Below are 17874 nucleotides of genomic sequence, written 5' to 3' on the forward strand. Positions count from 1 at the left end.
ACCCAGCGCCGATGCCCGACGTTTTTGGATGTGGGCTGGCGCTTTCGCAAACGACGTCGGTGTAGTCTTTCATGGGTTGTCTCCGGTTGTGGATTGAGGTTTTTGGGGCAACTGTCACGATTTCCGTGACGGTTGGGTTTGGGGTTTCGCGGTGTGTGGTTTATTACTTTTATTGTCAGTTCTCCTATTTCTGTTGGTTAATGATTTCCGCGCGGGAGCGTTTGAATATCCAGCAGCGCGTCGCGCGATAAGTGATAGCGGATGAAACAACCCGGCTCGATTCGATGAATTTGCGATGTTTCGAGGTTTTCAGGTGACGCTTCAAATCTGTCAGCGGCGGTATTTGTTGTCTAGCATTGGCCGCTTTTTCAACAAACTCATTCAGGTTTACGGCGATTTCGGTAGGTTCGCGACTGTGATTCAATGCAGGCGTGCGGTTGCCGAATTCGTCGTATTTGTCATCAAGGAAATCGAATGCCTCCCAGAATTCCGCGACCATCGGATGATCGGCTGCGATGGTGCTTTGCCGTGCAATACAGGCCTCTTTAATGGCCGCGCAGGTTTGCTTTTTCTGGTCGTCGCTCAAGCCGACCAATTCGGCGAATTTCTCGGCAAGGGCGATGAGTTGCGCATGGTTTTTCGCCAGACGCGCGTGGTCAATGCCATCCACTTTCAAAAGCATTTCCTGATACTTGCCGGTTTTTTCGAGGACGTAATCGACGACCTGTTTTTCATGGATGGCGGCGAGCAACGTGAAATAGCTCAATTGCTCGGCGCTCATGCGTTGCATTTCATCGGTCGCCGCTTTAGAGTCGTCGTTGTGTCCGGCTTTGGTAAAGCGCAGTTGCACGATACGCTCCAGCACCGCGTCGCTGGCATTGACCGGTTCGTTTTGTGCGATGACCAGCGTGCCACGGAAGGGCGGCTCATGTGTTTCGACGCCTGCATTACGCTGGCCGCGCACACGGGTGCCGCGCCCGTTGTAATATCCCTTGGTCTCGTCCCAATCAAAGCGCTTGGCGTGCGAGCCTTCGGCGCGGTCAGCCTCGATAAATACCACCGGCAAATTGCCGTATTGCATCATGCTGCGCTGGTTGCCGACCAAACTGTTTTTGTTTGGGTCGATGCCCTCATAGTCTTCGCGGCCAAAGAGTTTCCAGATAAATTCAATCAGCGAGGTTTTACCGCTGCCCGGTTCGCCGATAATTTCCAGAAAGGGAAACGATGACTGCACATGGCGAATTTGCTCGGCAAACATTGATCCAAACCAATACACGGCGGCAATCATGCCGTTGGTGCCAAATGCGCGCCATACCAGTTGCGCCCATTCTTTGTAATAATGTTCGCTGGTGGTTTCCAGCGTCATGTTTGCCCCGCGAAATAGCGATTTAATCGTCTTTTTCGGCAGGTCGAAATAATCCTCGTCGTTAATTTCATGGATGCGACCATTGCAAACCGCCACTTTTGGGTAGATATAGCAACCATGCTCGCGGCTGTAGCCGAGGTGGTCGATTGCTTCCACGGTTTTCAGATTGCGCAGCCAGCGGCTGCCAATCCAGTCCAAATGCTTTGCATCGCCTTGCCACCATGCCCCTTGCGCCGAGGCAAGTTGTTTTTTGAATTCGCTCGATGTGGTTATTTGCCCATTTGAGAAAATGACATTGATCGGTGTGCGCCCATCCGGGAAATGCACGCGGCCAAAAAACTTGCTTTCTTGCAAGGTCTCATTGAATTGGAAATAGAGAAATTCAATGCGGGTGTTGCAAATCATGCGTACCTTTCCTGCTTTCTCGGCAACCATGCGGTTGGCATCCTCTTCAGATTTTGCCCCTATGTACTCGCCCTCATCGACCATGCGCTCAAATTCTTTGGGGTCAATCTCCCACCAGTAGGTTTGATTGTTGTGGTCGATGACAAAACTATGCGTTTTGGTATGCGCGAAAATCCGCCCCGCCTTTTCCTCGACCGTGGCCGCAATCAGCAGCGCGCCGTGGTAGCGGTATTCGGTGAGGTCTTCCGCTTTGAGCTTTTCGAGGCGGTGCAGGTCATTCCAGTCGCATTTGCTTTTTGCCGGGGCGATGGCCGCGCTGCACTCGTAGCCGTCTTTGCGCATCCGGGCGACGTGTTTGCGGATGGCGTTTTTGCCCGCTCTGTCATTGTCCAGCGCCCACACCCAATGGATGTTTTTGCCGTCGGGTGTTTGCGTCAGCGCGTGCGTCGGGTAATTGCCGCAGGAGAGGATGGCGACGGCCTTGACGCCGTTTTGCCACAGAGAGATTGCATCGATGATCCCCTCGGTGATCCATACCTCGTCGCCCGCTTGCAGGGCGATATCCGGCGGACACCACCACAGGCCGGCGTGCGGGCCACCGAAATTCTGCTTGCGCACTTCGCGGCTGCCGTCTGATTTGACCACCTCTACCGGGTCGACAAAGCGCTCCATGTAAGATGTGCTGTTTGGCAAGTAAAACCGCACGGTCGCCGTGCCGCCATTCGCTTGACTACTCCACCATTTCTCTTGGGTGTAGTAGCCTTTCATGCGCATGACGCTCAAACCACGCGCTTCGCGCATGTAGGCGTCAGCGGTGGCAGTCGGGTTTTGCGGCGTCGCCTCAAAGCGTTTTGTGAAATCGCGGAATTCTTCCGGGTAGAGGTCGCGGACGCTGAATTCTTGGCCGCATTTGTTGGCGCGGCCACAGCGCAATACCCACGGATTTTCCGCTGAGGTGAACAGCTCCCTTTTGCCGCAGGCGGGGCATTTGCCTTGGTTGAGCCATTTCTTGTCGGCGCTTGGCTTAAAGCCGTAGTCGGCAAGGATGCGCGGTAGCACCCGCCCGCGCAGTTCGGGCGACATTTCAGACATGGGTGTCTCCCGTTACAGCAGGCGGGTTTGTAGGGTATCGCGCCCGTCTTCCAGCGCAGCGCGGCGTGCCTCGGCGAATCCGGCCAACTCTTTGAGCGAGATGGCGTAGCGTTGCACGCCGTTTTTGAGGATGACGCAGACGGATGTACTCTCATCCAGCGCAAGCGACCAGTTGGCGGCGACGTCAGCAGATTCCTGTTCGGCGATGGCGTGAGCGGCGAGCAGCTCGGCGCGGCGGTCATCAATATCGACCACACCTTGCAGGTATTCGCGGCAGGCGTTGATTTTGTCATCGCGCGACAAAATGCCCTGCCACGGGCGGGATACATACTCGCGTACCATACCGGCGAGCAGCGCGCTCACGTCATTGCATACGGGGATTGCCTTGACGTTGTCAGCGAATAACGCTGACGGTGGAGACAGCAAATTCGCTACCTCGGTACGCAGAACATAACTGGCACCGCAGTACGGATTCGTGCAGTTTCCGTACTGCTCGCGTAGTCCATCCAGCACCTGATGGCTGGTGCGGATACGCACTGGCGCGCGGCAGGCAGGGCATGGGAAATGCCCTAAAAAATAGTGCTTTTTTTTACTCATGCCGCGCCGCCTTTACTTTCTGTTGTACCGTATCAATGCAGGCAGTAAACACCTCAATTATCGATTTAACTTCCTCCTCTTTGTACCATTTTGGAGGATATTCGACATAAATTCTTCCGTCGATTATGCGAATATCTATAGGATAAAATGCGCTGTTTGCTGCAGGCCTGTTCTCATCGACTAATGTAAAATTGACATACATATACCCTGTGAAGTAATCAAAATCTATTCCGTAGAAAGAACAGGCCCAATTGTATGCACGTGACTTGAATGAAGCTTGTAACGAGTCCACCATCTCACTAAATTCAGAAAGGGACGGCGGCAATATAAATTCCAGTGGCCGATGGAAGCATTTATTTTCAGGATTCCCTTTAATCATGACGTCCTCCCTTGCGCAGCCATGTGTAGCAATCAATCTGGTCTTGCCCGCTCAAATTAGGGCAGAGGTCGGCGATGCGCTGATAGTGCGCGTCGTTGTCGGTGCGGTAGAACGGGTCATCTTCAACCAGTCCTTTGACAAACATCACAGCGAAAAAGGCCATAAAAGCGAGGCAGGCGAGGATTTCGCAGACGTTGCGGATAGCATCAAGGCGTGTCGCGTGCGGGTCGCGGTAGTAGCGGATGGTCGGCTGTCTCATGCGGCACCGTCCTCGCGCATCATATTGATGCTGTCGCCTGCAAGATTGACCAGCGCCTTGAACAGTTCGGGGCCGATGATGATGGCTTTGGCCGGGGCGAGAGCCAGCCCTTGCGGATGGGTAGCGCTTGGCAGAGCGATGATGGCGCAGAACTCATCGAACGTGAGCTTGCGTTCGCCGGTTTTGATACGGCTGACGCCGCTGTCGTCGAGGGAGAGCGCATCACGGATTGCAGGGACGGGGATGGCGCACAAATGGGATTGCAACAGGGAAGGCGAGTTGCGAAAAGGTTTGATGGTCATGACTGACCGCCTTTGCCAAACTCGGCGTCAAGGTATTGCTTGACGCACTGGTAGGCGATGGTTGCCATTGGCAGATTCAACTTGCGTGCGGCACGTTGCAGCCGCTGGCGGTCTTGTTGGGATAGCCGGACAAGAACCGGCTTGTCTTTGCGGGTTTCGGGCGGTTTGATGTTCATGTATCATTACAGACGGCTAAGTCTAAGCGTAAGCGTGACGAAGCCATAAGCCTCCTGACTTGTTGGGGGGATAGGAGAGCAACCGGATAGTTTGGCGACTTGGGGTTGCTCTCCGCCTTGTGTAACTAAGCGGCTCGCTTAGTGTTGTGCTAACTATACGCCTCAAACGAGGCGGAAGTAAATCATGAATCGCCACAAATTATGCAACGTCATGAAAGATTGAGAAAAATAGTAGAGGGGTCTGGTATAACACAGGGCGATTTTGCGGCCCAAATGGGTGTTGCCGTTTCCGCACAACGTAACTATGAGAAAGGGTTAAGAAAACCTGATATTGACTATCTCCAGCGTTTGCATGATGCCGGATATGACGTACTGTATCTATTAACGGGAACCACAAAAATCCCAGAAGGTTATGTTCGCATCCCCAAAATGAGCGCGCGCGGTAGTATGGGGAGCGGTATTGATGGGGCGCTTGCACATGATGATGTGCTTGAGTACATCACCGTCTCAAAAGACTGGATTGATCGCACGATGGGGACGTATTCAAAAGCGGATAATCTGCGCATTATTCATGGTCGTGGGGACAGTATGGCTCCGACCTTTTCTGACAACACACCGCTTTTGGTAGATATTGGCGTTACAAATTTTCAGCAGGATGCTATTTATTTGTTTCAATTATTTGGTGAAGTGTATATCAAACGTTTACAACGGAAGCCGAGGGGGGGATATAAAGCCATATCTGATAATAAATATTATGAATCATTTGATATTTTAGAACCTGACGATTTTCGTATTATTGCGCTGGTTGTTGGGGCATGGAATTTTTCTAAGTTTTGAGGAGAAGAAATGAGTAAAGGATTAGATTCAAAATATATATTTGAAGAAACAATGAAAACTTATGATGATAGATTTGTTAAAAAATTATTCCTAATGATGATTGGTTTTTATTTAGGAATCATAGCGATGCTGTCAGTAGTATTAGGAATAAGTTTGTATGGAATAACCTCTTTTAATATATATTTAATGGTGGTTGCATTAGTATTTGCTTTGGCAGAGCTTGGGCTTATTTTCAAAGTTTGCGCATACGTGTGTGGAATTTTCATGTCTGAAAAACGTGCGCGTCAATGGGTGGCCGCTGCTAGTACCATTGAAGAAAGAGAAGACAGAAAAAAAATGTTTCATTGTTTTCGTCGTTGCCAGCAGGCAGAGCTTCAGTATGAACGCAAATCCAACCATAAGAATAAAGGGAAATTAGAAGCCGCACGTACTAAATGGGAACATGAATCTACACGCTTCAAAGAAAAATATTTTGTCTAATCATGAAAAGGCAAATCTTTACATTTTTGTTCATATTGTTTGTCGGTAATGCACTCGCCTACGAAATCACCGGCAAGGTTGTTGGTGTAGCCGATGGCGATACGCTGACCATCCTTGATGCGACAAATGCCCAACACAAAATTCGGCTCGCCGATATTGACGCCCCGGAATCTGGGCAACCGTATGGCAACCGTGCGAAGCAACGCCTGCGGTCGCTGGTCGCCGGAAAAACAGTAATCGCAGATTGCCGCGAAAAAGACAAATACGGGCGTGACGTCTGCACCGTTATCGTGGATGGGGCTGACGTCAATGCCGATTTAGTTGCGACCGGTCATGCGTGGGTCTATGAGCAGTACAACGCACGCGCTGACCTGCCGCCGTTACAAGAGGCGGCGAAAAGCAAAGGAGCAGGGCTGTGGTCATTGCCAGAGGCGCAAATTGTGAAGCCGAGCGATTGGCGGCACGGGCAAAAGGACGTACAGGAGCAGGTTAAAGCGGTCAAGGCACAGCAGGCCACTCAAGCGGATGTTGCCTGCGGCAGCAAGCGCTACTGCAAGCAAATGGCGTCATGCGCCGAGGCCAAGTTTTACTTGCAACAATGTGGCCTAAGTCGTCTCGATCGGGATGGCGACGGCATTCCTTGTGAATCCATTTGTAAATAAAAGAAAAATATGTTTTGGAAAATACCCAAATGGTGCGTCTGCCTGATCGTCCTCGCAGGTTGCGAGAATCTGAATGGACTGTACTCGGATGCACCCAGCCGACCGCAAACCGTGGCGTTGCAGGCGCAGCGCCCCGCTCCGGGAGAAATCACGCTGTTGCCGCAATCCTTGCCTGTGTATGGCGCGACCGATGCGGCAGATACGGGATATAACCATCGTGCTACGAAACCGCAGAAATCCGGTGCGAAGAAATACAGCTGCGGCAGCGGCAAGAGGTGCAGTAATATCAGTTCGTGCGAAGAGGCGCGCTATTTGCTCAAACATTGCGGATTGAGGCGGCTTGACCGTGACGGCGATGGCGTGCCGTGCGAAACGATTTGCCCCGGTGGATAATTCAGATACGCATCAGGAAATGAAAGACTATCGACCACCCGCCTGCCGTATTGGGAGCTGGCTTGATGATGAAATTTACGGGCGTGTGCAGGTTGGTGGATTCACCGATGCCAAAATCTCATGGCCGTATCGCAAAAGCCGCAGCTCGCATTCGCTGATTTTATGCGGCGATTTGGTTGAGGCCGTAAAAATCGAGGCAGCGAAAGACGTTTGTGACTGGTTTGATGTTGGGGCGACGACGGTCGCTAAATGGCGACGCTTACTCGGTGTGAATCGACAAAATAACGACGGAACGCAACGTCTTTACAGGGAACTTTTTGCCCAGAAAATTACCCCAGAAATAGCGGAAAATGCTCGTGAACATGCCAGAAGCCAGTTCTCCCGCGCAAAGATGTCTGCAACCAAGCGAGGGAAGCCCGTCAATATCCATCCTAATTCTATCGCAGCATTGAAAAACTGGCGGAAGAAAAAAAAGATTAAATAAAGAAAGCCGCCTTATTGGCGGTTTTCTTTTTATTGTTTTTGCCCGCGCTGGTAATAATCCAGTAGGTGCAATAACGCAGCCTTTTTACTTCCTTTTTCATTAGATAAGGCTTCAAATTGTTGTGCATAGGGTGCTTCGAGGATAGCGCTCAAACGGATACCACCGTTTTTCAGGATTTTGTCATGCGCCGCTTTCGCGGTTTGTGCGCGCTGCGCTTTGGCTCGTGGGGTTTTGCAGTAACTCATGGGGTTTTTGCCGCTCAAAAAATGCGTGCGCAAGGTCGCGCTCGAAATTATCCAGCGCCAGCGTGTCGCCAGACTCGGCCAATATACGGCAAGCTGCAAAGGGCGCGGTCGGCGCTTTGCCACCGTCGGCGATAATGCCCCATGCTGTTGCTTTATATCGACTATGTGTGCAAACAACGATGCGGCGGACATCCTTCCCCTGTCGTTTCACGATAACGTCCAGCAGTTTGCGCTGTCGCTGTTGTAAGGTACAGATATATTCATCGTTCAATGGTAGCGGTGTACGGGGTTCTTGCAGCCAATCTTTCAGGCGAGCAACGACTATGCCGTCTGCCTCGCGGGTGCGATAGCTTTCACCAGTAGTGATATTGATATGATAGAGATACACACTGCCGCCTGTTACGGCCCCGCCGCCGAAAGGCGGCAGGGGGAAGGTTGATTATTCAAACTGTTCGGGTTTCCAACCGTAGCCAGTAAGAGCTCCTGACCAAACCATATTAGCGTCAAAGATGCTTCCGTCTGCTTTTACGGTCAGATACGGGGTACCTGCTTCGGCCATTTTGCGAACCAGTGCCATTGTATTCGGGTCGGTGATGGTTTCTTTTTTGCTACCGAGCGTCCATGAATTTCCACCGCTGTGAGGTTCTGTCTTGGCGCATGGGTATTCAATTACAATACGGTCGCCGTGGTCATTGACAACGTATTCAGTTTCCCAAATGTCGAATTTGGTCGGGATGCTGGTTACTTTTACATTTGCGTTCATGGTATTTTCCTTGAGTTTTCGTGCCGCTGGTTAATCAAATATCGAGAGGCTGCGGCGTGTCTTTCGATGGGTTGAATTTTACTGTGTTACAGTAATCGGCGCGAGTATTTTTTGCATCACACCCCTATTATTTTTATAACCACATAATTTTATTAAAACATTTCTGCGCAGCTGATTTGCACGGTGTAACCGTTGTCGCCGAGGGTGTGCGTAATCTCCTTGATGAACCACCGTACCGCATCAATCTGCGGCTTGAATCCCTCGACTTTGAGCGGTTGTTCGGCGAACAGCTCGGCGCGGCCAAAGGCTAGGTTCAGCGAGAGGGTGCGGGCGCGGGTTTTGATGCGCTTCATTTCCGCCTCGGCTGCCTTCTTTGCCTCCGCCTCGCTGTTGTAAGTGTGTTTGAGGTGTCGGCGGTAGCCGTCTTTGCCGATTTCGGCTTTTTTGCGTTTGGCGCCCTTTTTGTCGTGCCAGTAGGCTATGACGCCGGTTACACGGTCGTCGCGGTCGGCGTCGTTGTAGCTGTGGCTGTCGCCGTCACGGCGCTCGATGATGGCCGTTGGCAGCTCGTTGCCGCCGCTGTTTTTGCCGGAAGCGCGCACCGTGAATATGAGCCGGCCGTCCTTGACCGTGCCGACGGCGTCATGCTCCTGCGCCAGCCGGGTTACAAGGTGGGCGTCGCTCTCATTGGTCTGGTCAATATGCGGGATGGCAATACCGGCGAGGTCGGGCGCAACTGCCGGAATCAGCCCGTGGCGTTTGGCGATGGTACCGATGATGTCACCGAGGGTGGTGGCGTGGTAGCTGGTTTCGCGTTCCTCCAGCAGCGTCTGGCGAAAATCCGCCGAGCGGGCGCGAATGGTGATGACGTCTGGCGGCCCCTGATGGCTGATTTCGTCAACGATGTACTCGCCCCGGTTTTGCTCCATGCCCTTGTAACCGAAAATGGCGGTGATTTTTTTCCCCTTGCTCGGCAGTTCGACTTGGCCGTCGCTGTCGTCGATGTCTATCGTCAGCTCGTCCACCTCCATGCCGCTTTTGTCGGCGACGGTGAGCGACAGCAGGCGACCGTGGAGTTCGAGCGGTTTGCCTTCGAGGATGAGGGTATAGACGGGCGTCATCAGAACAGCCTCGTGATGAGTTGCAGCAGCGGCGACAGGCGGCCGAACGGGGCGTGGCGGCCGTCGTAGCGCTTGAGCGACAGGGTAAATTCGATTTTGAGCGCCTGTCCGTCGGGCATGAGGACGCTGGATGTCTCATTGAGGCTGTCGATGAGCCAGTAACCCATGACTGCGCCGGTGCCGTGCATCAGCAGGTAAGGCTCGCCGCGTCCGGCCATTTCGCGCAGCATGGTGATGTTGGCCGGGCCGCCGGTGTACTCCGGGGCAAGGACGCCGGACAGGGTTATTTGGTCTTCGCCGCGGCCGACGTACTGGTAGGCCGGCTCGCCGCCGGTGCGGTTATTGGCAGGCCAGCGCCATTGCGTGGCGCGCTGGATGCTGTCGATGGGTGCCGACTGGACGGCAAAAACGAACATACCCAAACACATTAACATGGTGGCCTCCTATGCGAGCGCGGCGTCGGTGTCGTAGAAAGCGCTGCGGTTGCTGCCGCCCTGCCGCCGCCGTTCGTTGGCGAGTGCGCCGCGCACCTCTTTGCCGATGGCTGCCGCCAACTCTTTGTTGCTGCCGCCACCGCTGACGTTGATGTTGACGGTGGTGTTGCTGTTTGAGGACAGGTTGTTGCGGGCGGCAAGGGGTTTGGCAGGGCGGGGAACGCCGTCATAGGGTTTGAGGGGGAATCCCGCTTTTTCCATCATGTCTGCTTTCTGCTTCATTTTGTTGTCATATTCACGAAGCTGTTGGGCGTCTTTCAGGGATTTCGGGGCAAGGTCTTTACGTTCCAGTATGCTCCCTTCTTCCCCCATGCCGAGCAACTCTTTCATGGCATTGATGGCACCTTTTATTTTGTCAGACAGCCATTTGATTTTATTGGCGACCCATTCAATGCCTTCGCTGAAAGCACTGACCAGCGCGTTGTAAACGTCCCAATTGCCGATTGCGTTGATAATGGACGTCCCGGCTGCAATCATCATGTCCCAAAGTTTGCCGGGCAAATTGGCAAAGAACTCGATTGCCTGGGAAAAGCCGTCAATGATGGCAGAGGAAACGGGGTTATTCAGCCACCAATTTTTTAGTCCCTCCCAACATTCCTTGAGAAAGCCGGTTACGTTTTCCCAATTGTTGTAAAGCCACCAGCCAGCGGCGGCAATGGCAGCAATCGCCAGCACAATCGGGTTGGCAATAATGAAGCGCCCTAACAGCAGGAATGCCCGCCCAAGCCATAAAACCACGTTGCCGAGTGTGGTGAGTGCCATTTTTGCAAAACCTCCGGCGAAGACGGCAAACAGGCGCAATGCGCCAAACAATTTGCCACCGATTATCCATGCCCACCCCCCGGCGCCAATGGCAAGGCGCGACAACAGGCTGCCGAGTCTACTGATGATGCCAATCGAGCCGAACAGGATTTTGCTGCCCGCAACCAACGCCGCATTAAATCCGGCGAAGGCCAGCAGGGCAACGCCGCTCACGCCAGCCAGAACCGCAAAAGCGGTCGCGCCAATCATGACCCATTTCACCAGCGTTTTATGTTCCTTGAGCCACGGTTGCAGAGTGTCTCCCAAAAAATCTTGCGCGGCTTGCGCAAACCACAGCAGGGATTCGCGCAAGGTTTCGCCAATCATGCCGGACAGCATCCCGGCGACGCCGCCTAATTGCTCAAAGGCGGCCGAGAGCGTTGAGGTCTTTTCGGCAATACGCGCATTGGCGTCGGCTTGTTTGTCCATGTCGGCCAAAGCAGCGCGGTAACCTTCCAGCCCTTGTTGCGCCAACATCATTGCCGGACGTCCGGCTTCTTCGCCAAACAGCTCTTTGGCGACCAGTAGCGCCTTTTGTTCGCCAAATTTTTTCTGGATGGTATTCAATTTTTCCAGTTCGGCAATCATGGCCTCGGTGCCTTTGAATTTGCCTTTTTGGTCGTAAAAATCGAAATCCACGCCTGCGCCGCGCATGATGTGTTTGGCTTCGGCCTTCATGCCGCTTTTAGCCTTGCGGATCATTTCCGGGCCTTTGGCCAACCGGCCCAGCATCGCGGAAAAGTTCGTGCCAAACATCGAGCCTTCGAGGCCTTGCCGTGCCGCCATGCCCTGAATGGCGAGCAGTTTCTTGTAGTTTTCTTCGCCGGTGATGCCGAGCGAATTGACCGTTGGTGCGTAATATTTCATGGCCTCGGCCATGTCGTCCTTCTTGAGGCCGAAGGCGAAGTAAGCGCGCTGGGTCATGTCGGCCGCCTTGTTGATGTCGTCCGGGTTGAGGCCATGTGCCTCAATCATCCGCGCGGCGAAGGTGCCGCCTTCCTCTTGTCCCATGTTCATCAGCACGGCCATTTCTGCCGCCGCGCGCAGGCCGCCGCCGGTCATGACCGCGTCTTTTACGCCCTGTTCTTTCAGGGAGCGGGCGAGGTTGATAAAGTCTTGGGTGGTGCCGGGCAGGACGTTGCCGAGCTGTATCGCCTGTTTGTTGATTTCCTCAAACGCACCATAGCTGCCGTCGGCGCGCATCATCGTTACCTTTAGGTCTGTCGAGGCCTGCTCCTGTTGCATATATTCCTTGACCGGTGAGGCGATGATTTGCCCGGCGCGCTGCGCGGTGTTGATGCCAACGTAACCGGCCATTGAGGCATTCGCCGCCGTCTGCAAGCGACGCTCGTTGCGCTGGTGTCGTTCAGCGATGCGTTGCAGCCGCTGCGCCTGCCGTTCGAGTTCGGCGTTGGTGCGGTTGGCGCTGTTGCGCAAGCGGTCTTCCTCGCGCGCCAGTTCGCGTGTATTGATACCCGCTGCGCGCAGGCGTTGCGTCAGTTCGACCAGCCGTTGCTGTTCGCGGTTCTGGATGCTTTCCAGTCGCGCCAGATCGCGGCTGGCGCGATCAAACTGGCTCGCAAGCTCTCGCCAGCGTTGCGACCCGTGCCGTAGCCCGCCCATTTGTTGCTGTAGCCGCTGCATCCGGTTGCGCATCCGCTCGATGTTGTCGGCAGTCTGCCGCATGGACTCTTGTTGGCGGCGGTACGCCTCAACATTGCGCAGCTGGTCGTTCAGGCGGCGCAGGGCATTGCGGTTTTGGTCGAATGTCCGCATCAGGCGGCTGTTGGCCGCGCCGATGTTGCGGAATGTGCGGCTCATTTCGTCAAGCGCACGCAGACGCACCTGCAAATTCAAATCAGCCATAAATATTTACCTTTTCAGCGGGTTATTGTATGATGGGGACAGGTAAAACACGGGAGGTCAATCATGGATCAGGTTATTTTGTCGTGCGTTGTATGGACGGTGGTCATTTTGGTTTCTGCCGCATTTCTTAAAGGGCTGGGCAATTTCCTCTTTGAGGAAATCATCGAGCCGTACCAGTTGTGGCGCGCCGAGGTCAAGGCACGTCGCGAACGCATCAAGGCCGAGCGTGAGTGGCAGGCGTCCCGTACCAGATAATTTTTCATGTGTTCTTCCTTGCTTGTGCCGCCCTTCTGGGCGGCTTTTTCATACCGGTTGCTGCGCCTGCCGGTTACGCTCGATGGCGACAGCGTGCCAGCGCAGCAGCTCGGCGAGACTCATGCGGTCGAGTTCGCTCGGCGGCCAGCCGCCGCCGAAGACGATATTGATATCGGCCCATGCGTCTTCTACGCTGCGGGGGATGGCTTTCCCGCCGCCTCGCCGTCCTCGTCATCAAGGGCGAACATTTCGGCGACCAGAATCAGCGCGCGGGCAAAGTCGCGCAGGGCGAGCTTGTTTGCTTCCGCCGGGGTCAGCGTCGGGGAGCTGATACGCGGCAGCAGTTTGATTACCGCCTCGGCGTCGCCCTGGGTCAGATCGAACAGGCGGATGCCGCGCAGCTCGCCCGCGCTCGGTTCGCGCAGGCTGATTTCATGCACGGGTTTGTCGTCGCGGATGATGGGGGTTTTCAGTTTGAGGACGCGCGGTTTGACGGCTTCGTTTTCTTTCATGGTTTGCTCCTATGTGTCAGGGGATTACTGTTTGAGGTTGGCGCGGCGCTTTTCCAGCAGGTCGCGGCCATTGACGATGTAGATGTTGTTCGGGAAATCAATGTCGTACAGGGTGCGGCCATCGATGGCGTACTTGAAGGTGGCGAGTGATACGGTGTATTTCGTTTTTTGCAGTTCGCCGGGCTTCGAGGAGCCAAAATCAATTTCTTTCAGGCGGCCGGTCATAATCGCTTCGATGCCGTGGCCGTCGCAGTTCATCTCTGATTCGGCGCTGGCGTTGATGCGGAATGTGACACCGGCCAACCCGCAGACGCCGTAGGCGGCAATCATTTCGCTGGTCTGTTCGCTGGCCTCAAAGGTCAGCTCCATCGCTTCTTGGCCGAGGTCGAGCATGACCGGGCCGAGCATTCCGCCCGCGCGGTATTCTTCGGTTTTGCGGGCAACTTTCGGCCATTCGACGTTATCGACGATGCCCGCATAGCCCCGCCCATCAACGGACAGGATCGCGTCTTTGATAATCTTGGGTAGCATGGGTCACTCCTTAATTGGCGGCTTCGACGCGGCGCGCGAAGTCGATGAGGTAGATATCGGTGATGGATTGCCGCAGGTTGAGGTTTTCCAGCGGCGGCACCGGCGTGAAGTTGTAGCTTACGGCCAGTTTCCCGGCTTTGAGGGTGTCCTTGTTGTTGATCTTGTCGTCGTACCACGCCTCGCCGCCGAGCAGGTAGCCGTCGCTGGTCAGGGTACGCAGCGAGGCATTGATGCCGGTGATGATGTCGCCAGCGAGGCCGGGCGATAGTGGTTTGTCGATGGCCCAGAGGTGGCCGCGCGCGACGGTCTCGGCGATGACTTGCGCGGTGCGGGTATAGGATTCAAAGGCAAACAGTGGGTCATCCGAACAGGTGCGCGAACCCCAAATGCGGAAGCCCTGCTCGCGGACCAGCGTGCTGACCTCTTTGCTGTTGAGGTAGTTGGCGTCGGTCGCCGTACTGGTGATGTCAAAGCCAATGTCCACGGTGAGGCCGGTCACGCCGTCCACGGCGACGTTGGAGATGGTTTTGTGCCAGCCGACCTCGTGGTCGAGTTTGGCGCGCAGGCCGAGGGCAACGGCGGTGGCGTGGATGGTGTTGGTTTTTTTCGCCGTCTCGTCGAAACCGGTGAAATCCGGCCAAATCAGCATCAGCTCGCGTGCGCTGAAGTTGGCGCGGTAGGCAACCGCCTCCTCTTTGGTGGTGCCGATGGCGCGCGCATAGACAAAGCCGCGTATTTTCTTGGCGATGTCCACCAGCTCGGTCGTAACCGCTTGGCTGTCCAGCCCCGGCGCGCCGATGATGCGCGGCACGACGCCCAGTTCGGCATTGGCAGCGAGCAGCGCCTTCGCGCCGCTGTAGCGGCCGTTCTCAAACGCGCCGATGGTCTTGGCGTCTTGGTCGGCGCCGTTGTCGTTATTTTCTTTCGAGGTCGGCACGCGGACGACGACGGTCAGGGCGTTGGTCTGCTTGTAGATGGCAGACAGCGCCGGGGCGAGCGTGCCTTTGGTTCCCGCCTTGCCGATGGCTTCGGGCAGGTTGCTGATGAGGACGGGGCGGTTTTCCGGAAATGTGGCCGCGTCGGCGTCTTCGCCAGTGGCGACCAGCCCGATCACCGCAGTCGAGGCGGTGCGCAGTGGGCGGCTGCCGTTGTTGATTTCGATGACGCGAACGCCATGCAAATATTCGGTACTCATTTTGTGCTTACTCCATAGAGGTACTGATAGATGGATTGGGGGGATTGTTGTGCGGGGTTGTCCATGCCGAGGACAGTGGCGACAAATTCGCTGCAAAACCAGCGCATACCGGACTGGCGCAGGAAGGGAAAGACAAAGCGGAAGACGCCGAGCCAGTCGTAGCGCTGCCCCTGATAGCGGCGCAGCCAGTCGCTGACTGTTTCGGCGGGCAGGGTGCGCAGGGCGCGGTCGTAGTGGGAGGGATCGCGCAGGTATTCAGGGTCGATGGCGGGCAGTAAGTCCCAGCGGTCGCCGGGGAGCGCCATGAATTTGCCGCGCACGCCGCCGTCGCGCACCGACGCCGACACGCAGAAATAGACGCCGGGGCGGGCGGTATCCGGGATGGCCAGTTCGCAATGCGAGTAGGGCGAGCGGGTGAGCAGGCGGATAGTGCCGTCGAACAGGTATTTGACGCGCTCACGCAGCGATGCACCGGGGCGTGGGCGACCTTTGTAAAAGGCGACGTAAACGCTCATGCGTCACCTCCAGCAGGTGCTGCCGGCATCATTGGCATCATCGGTGGCTTGTAGTGGATGGCGATGGCATCGAGTGCGGCGAGGTCTTCGGCGGCGCGGACTTGGTCTTCAAGCGCCTGCCGCTGTCCGGCAACGCTGGCGGTCAGCGCCGTAAAGGCGTTGCTCTTGGCAAGCGCCTTGGCGCGCAGCTCGTCCAGAGGCACACCACGCGCCTGCGCGATGCCTGCCAGTATTGGCGTGGATGCCTGCTTGTCCGCCGCCCACGCTTGCGCCTCCAACGCCTGCGCCGCCCATGAGTCGCGCTCGAATTGCGGCACACCATTGAGGCCAGCGACTGCCTCGATAAAGGCTTGTGCGGCGCTGGCGGCTGCGTGCAGTTTGGCGGTTTTTGCGGCGGCGAGCGCCGCTTGCGGGTCGTGGTGGTAGTCGTTTTCATCGACCAGCCGCTGCCCTTCGGCAGGTTCAAACGGGGTTTCTGTCCAGCCGCAGATTTCGCCGTCGGCGTTCAAAATGTGGTAGCCCATGATTTACTCCTTCGTCCAAAGTTCGACGTATGAATAGCCGAAGTTGCTTGCGACATAAATGCTGGCGCCGCCAAAACTGATGCCATCCACGGCGACCATGCTGGTTGGATGTACGCGCCCGGGCGGATTTTGTGCGGCGATGCTCCCGTCTGGGTGTTTGAGTTGATGGACGCCCCTTGTATGTCCGTTGTAGTGTCCCAAGCAAGCAAAAACCAATGCGTTCTCCGGTGATTTGATGGGGTTGGTAATTGTTGCCTCCACACCGGGGCTGCTACTGCTGCCGCCATTAACATTCACTTTGCGTTTCCAGCTGGCTTTGACCGTGTCATAGATTTGTTGGCGCACCGCTTGCAGGTTGTCGTTGTGGGCAATCAGCGCCGCGCGACCAGTAGCGGTTTGGATGATTTCGGCAAGCGCTACGCTTGAAACAGCAACGGCCGCCATCGCTACCTGACTACCGGCAACGGCTGCCATCGCTACCTGACTACCGGCAACGGCTGCCATCGCTACCTGACTACTGGCAACGGCACGCATCGCCACCTCGCTTGCGGCAACGGTACGCATCGCCACCTCGGAATCCACCCAAACACGGCGGGCGGTAGGTGATGCAATCAAGGCTTGCATGGCGTTGGCAGATGCGACGACCGCAGCCAGTGCAGCCGGGGTGTCGGTGATGTATTGCGTCAGCTCGGCACTTTTGGCGATGACCGTCATGCCGGGCGCGTGTTGCGGCCACACTTGCCACAGATCGGGCGCGTCTTTCCACAGGGCGCAGGCGGTTTCGTTGGCGAGGATGGCGGTGGCCGTGGTTTGGCTTTGCGCGAGGTAACCGAGAGCGATGCGGTTGCGCAGGCATTTGTTGAGGATGTCCTCTTGCGCCTTGGCGGCCAGCCACGTGGCTACTTCGTCGTTGTCAATTGCGCTGCGGAATAGTGCTTCGTGGTCGGTGAACCAGATGTCGCGGTTCACGGTGCCGGCCATTTCCAACAGCGCCGCATGAAAGCGCGAAATGGGGCTTTGGAATTGGTTGGCGAAGTTTTGCAGCACGCTGTAATAGGTGCTGTCTTTGCCGAGTTCCTCGCTGGTGTAGCGGCGGGTGATTTCGGCGGCAAGGGCTGCCGGGAAGGTGTCGAGTGCGGTCGGTTGTGCGCGGTGCAGCAGGCAGAGTTTGACCAGCTGCAACGCTGGCAACTTGCTCAAATCTGCGCCGAGTTTGGCGGCGATTGCCGCTTTTTGTTCAGGGGTCATGTGCTTGGGTTCCGGGTTTCGGTTGGTTCATTAGACAGCGAGGTATGCGGGCAAACCCCACCCCGGCCCTCCCCCACGGGGGGAGGAGGATGTTTTACAAACCAGCAAGTGCTAAAACGAGGGTGTCTTCAATGGCGGCATCGGTTGCCGCTTTTTCTTTACCCCGTGCCGTTGTTTCGGCGGTGATTGCCGCTTCCCGCGCGGTGGCCTCTGCGGCGAGCGCGCTGTTTGCCTCTTGTGCTGCCTCATAGATGGCACGGTCGGCGGCGGTCAGGCTTTCGCGTATGCGGTCAACGTCTTCGGACAACAGGTGTTCCGGGTGCGGCAGCGGGAATTTGTAGTGGGCCGTTTGGTCGTTTGGCATTTGTGCCT

Annotated in this window: 25 protein-coding genes and 1 pseudogene; 6 read left to right on the forward strand and 20 right to left on the reverse strand. The window is 55.7% G+C overall.

Annotated features, from left to right (window positions below; all coding sequences use genetic code 11):
• Positions 1 to 184 precede the first annotated feature (184 nt).
• The 7 genes and pseudogenes from EL199_RS05050 to EL199_RS05075 all read right to left on the reverse strand — a co-directional run bounded on the left by EL199_RS05050 (position 185) and on the right by EL199_RS05075 (position 4576).
• Positions 185 to 2863, reverse strand: coding sequence for a toprim domain-containing protein (locus EL199_RS05050; protein WP_004139371.1), 2679 nt, complete (start codon positions 2861 to 2863; stop codon positions 185 to 187).
• 12 nt (positions 2864 to 2875) lie between these two features.
• Positions 2876 to 3226 (reverse strand): hypothetical protein, encoded by a 351-nt coding sequence (locus tag EL199_RS13275; protein WP_040354458.1) that lies wholly within the window; start codon positions 3224 to 3226, stop codon positions 2876 to 2878.
• Positions 3227 to 3304: 78 nt separating this feature from the next.
• Positions 3305 to 3460, reverse strand: a pseudogene (locus EL199_RS13280) (ogr/Delta-like zinc finger family protein); the annotation flags it as partial.
• Positions 3453 to 3839, reverse strand: a complete 387-nt coding sequence (locus tag EL199_RS05060) for a hypothetical protein (RefSeq protein WP_040354461.1) — start codon at positions 3837 to 3839, stop codon at positions 3453 to 3455. The gene EL199_RS05060 and the pseudogene EL199_RS13280, both read right to left, overlap by 8 nt.
• A complete protein-coding gene (locus EL199_RS05065; protein WP_004139375.1) occupies positions 3832 to 4098 on the reverse strand; it encodes a hypothetical protein in 267 nt (88 codons plus the stop codon). Before EL199_RS05065 ends, EL199_RS05060 begins: the two co-directional genes overlap by 8 nt.
• Positions 4095 to 4400 carry a hypothetical protein gene (locus EL199_RS05070; RefSeq protein ID WP_004139376.1) on the reverse strand — a complete coding sequence of 102 codons (306 nt, stop codon included), beginning with the start codon at positions 4398 to 4400 and terminating at the stop codon, positions 4095 to 4097. The genes EL199_RS05065 and EL199_RS05070 overlap by 4 nt, the downstream gene beginning before the upstream one ends.
• Complete coding sequence (locus EL199_RS05075; RefSeq protein ID WP_004139378.1) at positions 4397 to 4576, reverse strand: hypothetical protein; 180 nt, start codon at positions 4574 to 4576, stop codon at positions 4397 to 4399. The genes EL199_RS05070 and EL199_RS05075 overlap by 4 nt, the downstream gene beginning before the upstream one ends.
• A 201-nt stretch (positions 4577 to 4777) precedes the next feature.
• Here EL199_RS05075 and EL199_RS05080 point away from each other — a divergent pair, with 201 nt between their 5' ends.
• Genes EL199_RS05080 through EL199_RS05100 form a run of 5 tightly spaced genes read left to right on the forward strand, consistent with a single transcriptional unit; the run spans position 4778 to position 7432 of the window.
• Positions 4778 to 5413: an XRE family transcriptional regulator gene (locus EL199_RS05080; RefSeq protein WP_004139379.1), complete on the forward strand. Its 636-nt coding sequence runs from the start codon at positions 4778 to 4780 to the stop codon at positions 5411 to 5413.
• A gap of 9 nt (positions 5414 to 5422) precedes the next feature.
• Positions 5423 to 5893 carry a hypothetical protein gene (locus EL199_RS05085; protein WP_040354463.1) on the forward strand — a complete coding sequence of 157 codons (471 nt, stop codon included), beginning with the start codon at positions 5423 to 5425 and terminating at the stop codon, positions 5891 to 5893.
• 2 nt (positions 5894 to 5895) lie between these two features.
• The gene (locus EL199_RS05090) at positions 5896 to 6555 is read left to right on the forward strand and encodes a thermonuclease family protein (protein ID WP_004139381.1); all 660 of its coding nucleotides are present in this window, start codon (positions 5896 to 5898) and stop codon (positions 6553 to 6555) included.
• Positions 6556 to 6564: 9 nt separating this feature from the next.
• Complete coding sequence (locus EL199_RS05095) at positions 6565 to 6948, forward strand: excalibur calcium-binding domain-containing protein (RefSeq protein WP_081447790.1); 384 nt, start codon at positions 6565 to 6567, stop codon at positions 6946 to 6948.
• A gap of 19 nt (positions 6949 to 6967) precedes the next feature.
• Complete coding sequence (locus EL199_RS05100) at positions 6968 to 7432, forward strand: hypothetical protein (RefSeq protein ID WP_004139383.1); 465 nt, start codon at positions 6968 to 6970, stop codon at positions 7430 to 7432.
• 180 nt (positions 7433 to 7612) lie between these two features.
• On the opposite strand, the gene EL199_RS05110 is transcribed toward EL199_RS05100, so the two are convergent.
• The 5 genes from EL199_RS05110 to EL199_RS05130 form a co-directional block, all read right to left on the reverse strand.
• On the reverse strand, positions 7613 to 8065 hold the full coding sequence (locus tag EL199_RS05110) for a hypothetical protein (protein ID WP_004139384.1): 453 nt from the start codon (positions 8063 to 8065) through the stop codon (positions 7613 to 7615).
• 51 nt (positions 8066 to 8116) lie between these two features.
• Positions 8117 to 8440 carry a hypothetical protein gene (locus EL199_RS05115; RefSeq protein WP_004139386.1) on the reverse strand — a complete coding sequence of 108 codons (324 nt, stop codon included), beginning with the start codon at positions 8438 to 8440 and terminating at the stop codon, positions 8117 to 8119.
• A 152-nt stretch (positions 8441 to 8592) separates the two neighbouring features.
• Positions 8593 to 9561, reverse strand: coding sequence for a contractile injection system protein, VgrG/Pvc8 family (locus EL199_RS05120; RefSeq protein WP_004139388.1), 969 nt, complete (start codon positions 9559 to 9561; stop codon positions 8593 to 8595).
• Positions 9561 to 9977 carry a phage tail protein gene (locus tag EL199_RS05125; RefSeq protein ID WP_232008351.1) on the reverse strand — a complete coding sequence of 139 codons (417 nt, stop codon included), beginning with the start codon at positions 9975 to 9977 and terminating at the stop codon, positions 9561 to 9563. The genes EL199_RS05120 and EL199_RS05125 overlap by 1 nt, the downstream gene beginning before the upstream one ends.
• A 27-nt stretch (positions 9978 to 10004) precedes the next feature.
• On the reverse strand, positions 10005 to 12722 hold the full coding sequence (locus EL199_RS05130) for a phage tail tape measure protein (RefSeq protein WP_004139392.1): 2718 nt from the start codon (positions 12720 to 12722) through the stop codon (positions 10005 to 10007).
• A gap of 63 nt (positions 12723 to 12785) precedes the next feature.
• Between EL199_RS05130 and EL199_RS05135 the strand changes: the two genes are divergently transcribed.
• Complete coding sequence (locus EL199_RS05135; RefSeq protein WP_004139394.1) at positions 12786 to 12977, forward strand: hypothetical protein; 192 nt, start codon at positions 12786 to 12788, stop codon at positions 12975 to 12977.
• Between the two features lie 48 nt (positions 12978 to 13025).
• On the opposite strand, the gene EL199_RS13645 is transcribed toward EL199_RS05135, so the two are convergent.
• From EL199_RS13645 to EL199_RS05175, 8 genes are all read right to left on the reverse strand, one after another.
• Positions 13026 to 13181, reverse strand: coding sequence for a GpE family phage tail protein (locus EL199_RS13645; RefSeq protein ID WP_081447809.1), 156 nt, complete (start codon positions 13179 to 13181; stop codon positions 13026 to 13028).
• Entirely contained in the window at positions 13166 to 13489 is a 324-nt protein-coding gene (locus EL199_RS05145; protein WP_004139396.1) for a phage tail assembly protein, read from the reverse strand. The genes EL199_RS13645 and EL199_RS05145 overlap by 16 nt, the downstream gene beginning before the upstream one ends.
• Before the next feature lie 24 nt (positions 13490 to 13513).
• Positions 13514 to 14020, reverse strand: a complete 507-nt coding sequence (locus EL199_RS05150) for a phage major tail tube protein (protein WP_004139398.1) — start codon at positions 14018 to 14020, stop codon at positions 13514 to 13516.
• 10 nt (positions 14021 to 14030) lie between these two features.
• Positions 14031 to 15215 carry a phage tail sheath protein gene (locus tag EL199_RS05155; RefSeq protein WP_004139400.1) on the reverse strand — a complete coding sequence of 395 codons (1185 nt, stop codon included), beginning with the start codon at positions 15213 to 15215 and terminating at the stop codon, positions 14031 to 14033.
• Entirely contained in the window at positions 15212 to 15730 is a 519-nt protein-coding gene (locus tag EL199_RS05160; protein ID WP_004139401.1) for a hypothetical protein, read from the reverse strand. Before EL199_RS05160 ends, EL199_RS05155 begins: the two co-directional genes overlap by 4 nt.
• The gene (locus EL199_RS05165) at positions 15727 to 16254 is read right to left on the reverse strand and encodes a hypothetical protein (RefSeq protein WP_004139402.1); all 528 of its coding nucleotides are present in this window, start codon (positions 16252 to 16254) and stop codon (positions 15727 to 15729) included. The genes EL199_RS05160 and EL199_RS05165 overlap by 4 nt, the downstream gene beginning before the upstream one ends.
• 3 nt (positions 16255 to 16257) lie before the next feature.
• Positions 16258 to 17502: a hypothetical protein gene (locus EL199_RS05170; protein ID WP_004139403.1), complete on the reverse strand. Its 1245-nt coding sequence runs from the start codon at positions 17500 to 17502 to the stop codon at positions 16258 to 16260.
• Between the two features lie 94 nt (positions 17503 to 17596).
• Positions 17597 to 17866, reverse strand: coding sequence for a hypothetical protein (locus tag EL199_RS05175; protein WP_004139404.1), 270 nt, complete (start codon positions 17864 to 17866; stop codon positions 17597 to 17599).
• Between the last annotated feature and the right edge of the window lie 8 nt (positions 17867 to 17874).

This window comes from Cardiobacterium hominis (assembly GCF_900637305.1).
GTDB lineage: Bacteria > Pseudomonadota > Gammaproteobacteria > Cardiobacteriales > Cardiobacteriaceae > Cardiobacterium > Cardiobacterium hominis.